This is a genomic window from Candidatus Acidiferrales bacterium, from assembly GCA_036514995.1.
Lineage (GTDB): Bacteria > Acidobacteriota > Terriglobia > Acidiferrales > DATBWB01 > DATBWB01.
In genome coordinates this window covers 1-7,445 of the sequence record DATBWB010000041.1, presented here as the reverse complement: position 1 = coordinate 7,445, position 7,445 = coordinate 1, and the positions used below count along the sequence as shown (strand labels likewise).

6 protein-coding genes are annotated in these 7,445 nt (G+C 62.8%); 1 reads left to right on the top strand and 5 read right to left on the bottom strand.

Annotation, left to right across the window (positions count from 1 at the left end; all coding sequences use genetic code 11):
- Positions 1-102: 102 nt before the first annotated feature.
- Genes VIH17_02995 through VIH17_02980 form a run of 4 tightly spaced genes read right to left on the bottom strand, consistent with a single transcriptional unit; the run spans position 103 to position 4,853 of the window.
- Positions 103-1,185, bottom strand: coding sequence for an ATP-binding cassette domain-containing protein (locus VIH17_02995; protein HEY4682197.1), 1,083 nt, complete (start codon positions 1,183-1,185; stop codon positions 103-105).
- The gene (locus VIH17_02990; protein HEY4682196.1) at positions 1,182-2,303 is read right to left on the bottom strand and encodes an FtsX-like permease family protein; all 1,122 of its coding nucleotides are present in this window, start codon (positions 2,301-2,303) and stop codon (positions 1,182-1,184) included. The genes VIH17_02995 and VIH17_02990 overlap by 4 nt, the downstream gene beginning before the upstream one ends.
- A 3-nt stretch (positions 2,304-2,306) precedes the next feature.
- Positions 2,307-3,590 (bottom strand): ABC transporter permease, encoded by a 1,284-nt coding sequence (locus VIH17_02985; protein ID HEY4682195.1) that lies wholly within the window; start codon positions 3,588-3,590, stop codon positions 2,307-2,309.
- Positions 3,591-3,593: 3 nt separating this feature from the next.
- Complete coding sequence (locus VIH17_02980) at positions 3,594-4,853, bottom strand: Fe-S-containing protein (protein ID HEY4682194.1); 1,260 nt, start codon at positions 4,851-4,853, stop codon at positions 3,594-3,596.
- A 140-nt stretch (positions 4,854-4,993) separates the two neighbouring features.
- Between VIH17_02980 and VIH17_02975 the strand changes: the two genes are divergently transcribed.
- Positions 4,994-6,796 carry a hypothetical protein gene (locus VIH17_02975; GenBank protein HEY4682193.1) on the top strand — a complete coding sequence of 601 codons (1,803 nt, stop codon included), beginning with the start codon at positions 4,994-4,996 and terminating at the stop codon, positions 6,794-6,796.
- Between the two features lie 77 nt (positions 6,797-6,873).
- On the opposite strand, the gene VIH17_02970 is transcribed toward VIH17_02975, so the two are convergent.
- On the bottom strand, positions 6,874-7,445 hold a 572-nt coding region (locus tag VIH17_02970; protein ID HEY4682192.1), incomplete at its 5' end, for a hypothetical protein.

The window sequence follows — 7,445 nt, the reverse complement described above, 5'->3', positions numbered from 1 at the left end:
CTGCCCCGGCCGAGAACGGAATGCGCGACTGTAGCCCCCGCCTCCGGGCGGGCATTCCCCCACGACATGAACAATGCCGGCCAGAGGCCGGCGCTACGTATATCAGTTGCCAAGCTGGCAACAATTGCCGGGCGGGATGGGATTGCCGTGCGGGCAGCTCTTGGGGTGGCTGAGGAAGGTGCAGATTTTTTCGGTGACTTCCGAGCTCAGGATATGCTCGAACTTGCACGCCTGGGTCTCGGCTTCGCGGTCGGCGACGCCGAAGGAATCCATGAACAGCCGCTCGGCCAGACGGTGACGCCGGACAACATCCCGGGCGCGCCGCTCGCCCTTTCCCGTCAACCGGAGTTCGCTTCCCTGGATAGTGAGCAGCCCGATTTCAGCCATGCGCTCAAAGGTGCGGGGCGGGTCAGCCAGGCTTCTCGATCGCACCCGCTCGATCTCCGGCTGCCGAGCCTCCTCGCGGAAAATCCAGATCCTTTCGAGCAGGTGATCGTACCGCTCCTCCTCATCCGGCTGGTAGATGGTGATCTCCGCCAGCCTCCCGTGCTGCAACTCGACACGGCGGTCGGCCAGCCGGCCGATGGTGGGATCGTGAGTGACCAGCAGAATGGTGTGTCCCTCGGCATGGAGGTCATGCAGCAGATTGACGACAATCGCTTCGTTCACTTCGTCGAGGTTTCCGGTCGGCTCGTCCGCCAGAATCAGCTTGGGGTGGTTGATCAAAGCGCGAGCAATGCACACCCTTTGTTGCTCGCCGGCGGAGAGTTGAGAAGGGCGATGGTCGAGCCGGTCGCGGAGGCCAACGCAGATGAGCGCCTCGCGGGCTTCGTCCTGGTCGGTCAAGCTGTGGAAATATTGCGCCAGCATCACGTTTTCGAGCGCCGTCAAATAGGGCACCAGATGGAATTGCTGGAAGACGAAGCCGATTTTTTCGGCGCGATAGCGGGTGAGGCCGGAGGCGTCAAGTTTGTCCAGTCCGACTCCATCCACGCGCACCGCGCCCGAGGTCGGCTGATCCAGCCCGCCCAGGATGTTGATGAGCGTGGTCTTGCCCGAGCCGGACGGGCCCATGATGGCAACCCATTCGCCCGCGTCAACACTCAGCGAGAGATCCTGGAGCGCCCAGACACTCTCGCCGTAGCGCTTGGAAAGATGTTCGACCTCGACCAGTTTCCCCATCATTCTCCTCGCAGGATCGCCGCCGGATGCATTCGCTGGAGGAGTCGCACGGGGAAAATCGTGCCCACCAAGGCCACCAGCAAGCTCACCGCGAGCACAAACGGAAAAACGATCCACCGCGCCTCGAAGCCGGTGTGGAAAACCTGCCGGCCTAACCAGGCAGCCAAAACCAATCCCAGCCCGTATCCGGCAAGGCCGCCGGCCAGCGCCATTGAAGCCGCTTCCACCATAAAGAGCCTGACCACCGTCCCCTCGCCGGCCCCAAGCGCCTTCATCACGCCAATGTCGTAACGGCGCTCGAATGCCATCCCCGTCATGGTCGCCGCCACGCACAGCGTGACCACCACCAGGATCGCCAGGGTTGTGGCTGCCAGCATCCAGCGGATGCGGTGGAGGAGTTGGCCCTCGGCGACCGCCACCTGGCGCACCGGCTTCACGTCCGCATCCGGCAAGCGATGGCGGAGGCCGGCCACCAGACCTTCAAGCTGCTGAGGCGTGCCGCTGGCGCTCACCTGGATGAGGCCGATTTTTCCCGGCAGGTCCGCCAGTCCCTGGGCCACCGGCAGATTCACAAAGATCTGGCTGTCTTCGCTGCCGCCGGCAGTGATGATCCCGGCCACGGTCAGGCGTGCCGTCCGCCCGCGGTGGCGCAGCTCGATCGCTTGCCCCGGCGCGAGATTCCATTGGCGAGCCACCGCCTCCCCGATGAGACATTGGCGCAAGTCGTCCCGCGACTTGATCCCGCCAGGCGGGACGACCTTCCACCACGGGGAAAGGCCGCTCATCCGGTCGAGCCATGTGCCCGCTACGATTACCCTCGCCGTTCCCACGCCGGCCACCACATAAAGAAAGGGCGCCCGGGCGATGATTCGATTCCCGTCCTCGGGAACGGCTGCGAGCGCGGAGTCCTCCAACAGGGTTTGGCCGCCGGCGACTCCCGTGCCAGCAATGACAATATTCGCGCCATAGGCCCGGAATTCACGCGTCAGTTTTCGGCTCACGTCCAAATAGACGTTGCCGAGCGCTGAGCAGAGCGCGGCAATGACCAGGAGCGCCAGCAGCGCAACTGCCCAGCGACCTCGCCCATGAGCCACCGATCTCTCCAGCAAACGCCAGAACACGCCCTACTCTCCTCTCAGAACGGCGGCCGGCTCGGTTCTGAGCGCCCGAGCAACCGGCAGAAGACTGCCAGCCACCGCCACCGCCACGGCGATTCCGAGCACCAGCGGAAAAAGAACCATCTTCGGCTCCACCGCCGCGCCAAAAACGCTCCGCCCGATGGCCTGGGCCAGCAAGATTCCCCCTCCATAGCCGATCGCTCCTCCCGCCAGCGCCACCACTGCCATCTCCACCACGAGCAGCCGGGCGGCGTCCCGGTTGGCCGCCCCAAGAGCTTTCATCAACCCGATCTCCTTCTGCCGTTCGAGCATCATACTTGCCGTCGTGCTGGATACAGTGAGAGCAGCAGCCACCAGAGCCGCCGCCGTGATCAGGAGCATCAACATGCGGACTCGCGTCAAAATCACGCCTTCGCTCTCCGCCACCCGCCGGATCGGCCGGGCCTCGCTTCCGGGCAGGGCCTCTTCAATCTGGTGCGCGATCGAACTCACGTAGGGCGTGCAATACCAGCGATCGTAGTCCACCGCGTTCATGCTGCGCGGGTCGCGGCGGGCAAAGTCATCCTCGGGCTTCACCAGTGCGCTGACCAGGACCTGGCGCGCTTCCCCCCGATGGGCCGGGGCCAGTCGCTCGACCTGAGCGAGCGGCGCGATGATCTGCTCATCTTCCCCTCCGCCGGTCGAAAGGATTCCCGTCACCTTCCACACCGCCCCCACTCCATCGGGGCCGCCGGGAGCGCCGACCTCGAGGCTTTCGCCCGGTTGGACGCCCCATCGCCGGGCAAGCGAGATGCCCAACAAGCACTCCGGCGCTCCGTCAACCGGCCAATCGCCACGCGCATCCCACCAAGGATTTGTGCGGCGAACGCCTGTTCTCATCGTCGTGCCGTCGGCCAGGAGGAGCGTTTCCTCGAACCACGTTCCAACCGCCACTAACCTCTCCCCGCGCGCCTCCACCGGAAGGCTCAGAATCGGAGCAAAGCCAAGAATGTTGTTCCGCCAGAAAATGGTCTTCAGCTTCGGCAGGTCGGCCACGCGGAGATACGCGCCCTCCTCGACGGGGCGGAAATCCCGACCGGTGGGGATCTCGAGCGCCAGCGTGTCGTCCTGCGGGACCACAAGGACGTTGGCGCCGAAGCTGCGAAACTCCCGGGCCAGACGGTCGCCGGCACTGAAAAGGACGTTGAGCGTGGCGGTTGCCACCATCACGCCCAGCGCCAGTGCGGCAAGCATAACCAGCTTGCGCCGCGGGTTGCGCCAGACAGACTCGCTGATGATGCGTAGGAACATGACTCAATGTCGAAAGTAACTCGCTCCCGCCACCACCTCTTGAAGAGAAACCACCAACTCGTGGCCTTCGGTCCATGATTTCAAGGGGACCGGATTGCAACCGCCGGTCAGACCAATCGAAGGGGTATAGACCACCGCATCGCAATTGCGACAGATGACGTTTCCCTTGCGCTGGTAATAACCGGAATCGCCGCAAATTTGACAGGCATCCAAGGCCACGCCATAGCCGGCCGCTGCCGCCGGCTTCTTGATGACCAGGAATCGAACCACCGTGTGCTCCGCCTCGACGGCATAACGATGGAGATTGCCATCGGCAAATTCGACAAGCGGCAGGCGAATCTCGCTCCCCTGCGGGTTTACGCGCACGGCCGGGGAAAGCTCCTGCTGGCTCCGGGCGTAAACAAAGTCAGCAGTCAGAATCAGAACAATCAATACAGCCAGGGTGCTGATCGAGACGAACCAGCGCCGCTCGCGCCGTTCACGGGAAATTTCGAGGCGTCTCTCCGCCGGATTGCCGGCTCCCACGGCTCTCGACGGCCGACGCAGCTCCCACGCCAATGTCCATGCCGCCAGCAGCACGATGGCCACGACAAAGAAGACGTCGTTTCTTACCAGCGGGCCGATGATCGCCATCTCTTGCTTGCTCGATGGCAAGACTTGCGCCTCGGAAAGCTCATGCAAGCCGCTGACGGCCATTTGAAACGCCACCACCAGCAGGATCACGCTCGTTACCGTAAAGAACTTGCGGAGATCCATGCGCAGGCTGCCTCGGAAAAAGAGCACCGCAAAGACGACCGCCAGCGTTATCCCGAGCGCCGTGCCCGCCAACGTGGCCAGCCCGCTCGAATCCAGGGAAACGGCCCTCACAATCAACACCGTTTCCAGTCCCTCGCGCAAAACCATGACAAAGACGAAGGCCAGGAGCAACAGGCCGGAAGTCGAGCCACGGTGAGAAATTGCGGCCACCCTCCCCTCGATGGTCGCCCGCAGCTTCTTTGCCGTCCGCCACATCCAATAGACCATGCTGGCAACGAACATCGAGGCAAGGAGCATGGTCCAGCCTTCCACCACCTCCTGGTAAGCAAGCCAGCGTTCGAGCAGGAAGGCGCTAGCAATGCTGGCCGCCACCGCCAGGCTGAGCCCCAGCCACACGGGCCGCCGGAGGTCGTTGCGCTGCGCCAGACCCAAGTAGCTCAGGACAATCCCGACAACGAGCGCCGCTTCAAATCCTTCCCGGAGGGCAACTACAAGAGAAGAAAGCATAACGAGTCTAGATGCAACTAAGTTTCATCTGGCCATGTGCCAGTTTAGGCCCTTCCCTTCCCCTTGTCAATCTTGAATCTCGACTATTTTGTCGATATTACCAAGCCGCTGGTTTGACAGAAGCATTAGAATGGGTGTCGATGCTGCGACCCCTTCCGCTCTTCTTGCTACTGGCTCTGCTCTTGGGGCCGACCGATGCGGGAGGAGCCTCCAAAGCCGAAAAGCTCTTCCGTGCCGGCGAGCGGGCCGAGAAGCAAGGCGACTTCGACACCGCCTTCGAGCGCTTTGCTGGGGCCGTCTCCTTAAAGCCCGAACGCGCCGACTGGCTTCTCCGGCGGGAGGCAGCCCGTCAAAAGGCCGTCGCCAACCATCTGCATCGAGGTGACTCCCTCCAGAGCAACGGGGACCACGTCGGAGCGTTCGAAGCCTATCGCAAAGCCGTGGAACTCGACCCCGGCCGTGAGTCGGCCCAGCAACGCTTGGATAGCCTCCGAGCCCGCCACGCTGGGCCAGCGGCGGAAACTTTGATCCGAGAAGTACCCACGCCCGATTCGGCTCGCCGGGAACTGGCGGAGAGTGTCCCTCCTTTTCAAATTGCCGCGAGCCGAGAGAAAAAGAGTCTCGCTTTAAAGGGAGGCGCCACTGAGGTCATCGAGCAAGCAGCCGCTGCCTTTGGGGTGCGGGCTGTCTTTGAAGAGAACTTCCCTACTGCGGCCATTCGCCTGCGAGCGCCCGACCTCGACTTCGAGACTGCCATGCTGATTGCGAGCCGGCTCACAAAAAGTTTCTGGCGCTCGCTCGACGCTCACACGATCTTGTTTCTTCAGGATTCGCCCGACCGGCGCAAGCAGTATGACCCTCAAGAGTTGAAGAGCTTTCTTCTGCCCGACAGCCTGACCCCCGAACAAATGAACGAAATGGTGCGGACAATCCGCGAAATGGCGGGCATCCAGCGGACGGTGCTTGACACTCGGAGCCGGACTTTGACGCTGCGCGATGTCCCCGCGCGCGTGCGCATTGCTGAAGAAGTGATCCAATCGCTCGAGGGTGCTCCCGCGGAAGTCATACTGGAAGTGGTGATGCTCGAGGTGGACCGGCAGAAGGCGACCGCGCTCGGGGTTATCCCGCCGGAGCAGGCCCGCATCCTGAGCCTGGGACAAATTGCGCCCGGTCAGAATTTGGCCGCGCTTTTGCAAAAACTCTTTGCGACCGGGATTGACATCAGCGGTCTGACTCCCGAGCAGCTTGCCGCCCTGTTGGCCAGCGGCGCCGTTCCCGGTTTCAATATCCCCCCGCTCATCGCTTTCGGCGGCGGCCGGACGATTTTTTTCACCACCCTGCCGGGAGCAACGGCCAGTCTCCGCGATCTCGTCAGTGTCACCCGCGATGCTCGTCGCGCCATCCTTCGCGCCCGTGACGGCCAGTTGGCCAAGCTGCACGTCGGGGACCGCTTTCCGATCATACTGGCTTCGTTCAGCTCGATCTTCTTCACTCCCGCCATGATCAAGGCCGTCCTGGGCGGAACTTTTGTGCCGCCCATCCCCGCCGTGCAGTATGAAGATCTCGGTCTGAAAATCGAGGCCACCCCGTATGTGCACGCCGGCGGCGAGGTGACCCTTCACCTCAAATACGACCTTCGCTCCTTGACCGGGGTGAGCCTGAATGGCGTCCCCATCCTCTCCAACCGCTCGGTGGAACAACAAATCCGTTTGCGCGACGGCGAAACCACCGTGATGGCCGGCATTGTCTCCCAACAGGCGATCCATGCGCGCGAGGGCACGCCCGGCGCTTCCCAGGTCCTCGGGCAGCGCACCGCCACTCATGTCGAGACCGAACTGATTCTCAGCGTCACCACCCACATCGTCCGCCATCCGTTCCGGCTACTGGGAGCCTCCCGCGGGATCTACGCGGGCACAGAGGCCTATCCGAAACCGAGACCGTAGGAAAGAATTTCCATTCGGCGCGAGCCCCGACCGCTCGGGGCGAGCCTTTGCTGTAGCTGCCGTAAGTGGGGACGGGACTAGCTCGCCGGTTCCAAAACGACGATGGAACGATAGACACGCGGCACGATGGCCTGGCCGATGGCCACCAGATGCCGGCTTTGATTGAAAATGCGCAGGCGGGAGGGTTTCCAGCCTTCTCGATCCAGATCGCCAAGGCTCTCGCCAGCATGGATCATGGCCGGGTTGATTTCAAACGAAGCGCCGTGTTTGATTTTTCGCTCGACGAGGGGATTGACCATGACGTGAGGCAGGTCTGCCAACAGCTTCTCCACCGGAATCAGGCAGCGCGAGGGATCCCCCGCCAGGGCTTTCGCGCGAAGCTCCTCGATGGTCGTTGCCTGGTCGAGAGTGAATTCCCCCGAAGCAGTCCGGACAATACGGGCCAGGTGCGCCCCACAACCCAGCTTTTGCCCCAGATCGTGCGCCAGCGATCGGATGTACGTCCCCGGTGAGCACTCGATGGTAAACCGCGCCTCGCATCCAGCCGCTTCAAGCAGTCGGAATTCATAGACCTCGACCTGGACCGGCTTCAGCTCGACCGGCTTGTGTTGGCGAGCCAGTTCGAGGTCTATGAATTCCGACTGCTTGA

Bases quoted from the DNA above. Each gene is read 5' to 3' on its own strand.
- VIH17_02995 (HEY4682197.1), bottom strand. From the start codon at position 1,185: ATGATGGGGAAACTGGTCGAGGTCGAACATCTTTCCAAGCGCTACGGC.
- VIH17_02985 (HEY4682195.1), bottom strand. From the start codon at position 3,590: ATGTTCCTACGCATCATCAGCGAGTCTGTCTGGCGCAACCCGCGGCGC.
- VIH17_02975 (HEY4682193.1), top strand. From the start codon at position 4,994: ATGCTGCGACCCCTTCCGCTCTTCTTGCTACTGGCTCTGCTCTTGGGG.
- VIH17_02980 (HEY4682194.1), bottom strand. From the start codon at position 4,853: ATGCTTTCTTCTCTTGTAGTTGCCCTCCGGGAAGGATTTGAAGCGGCG.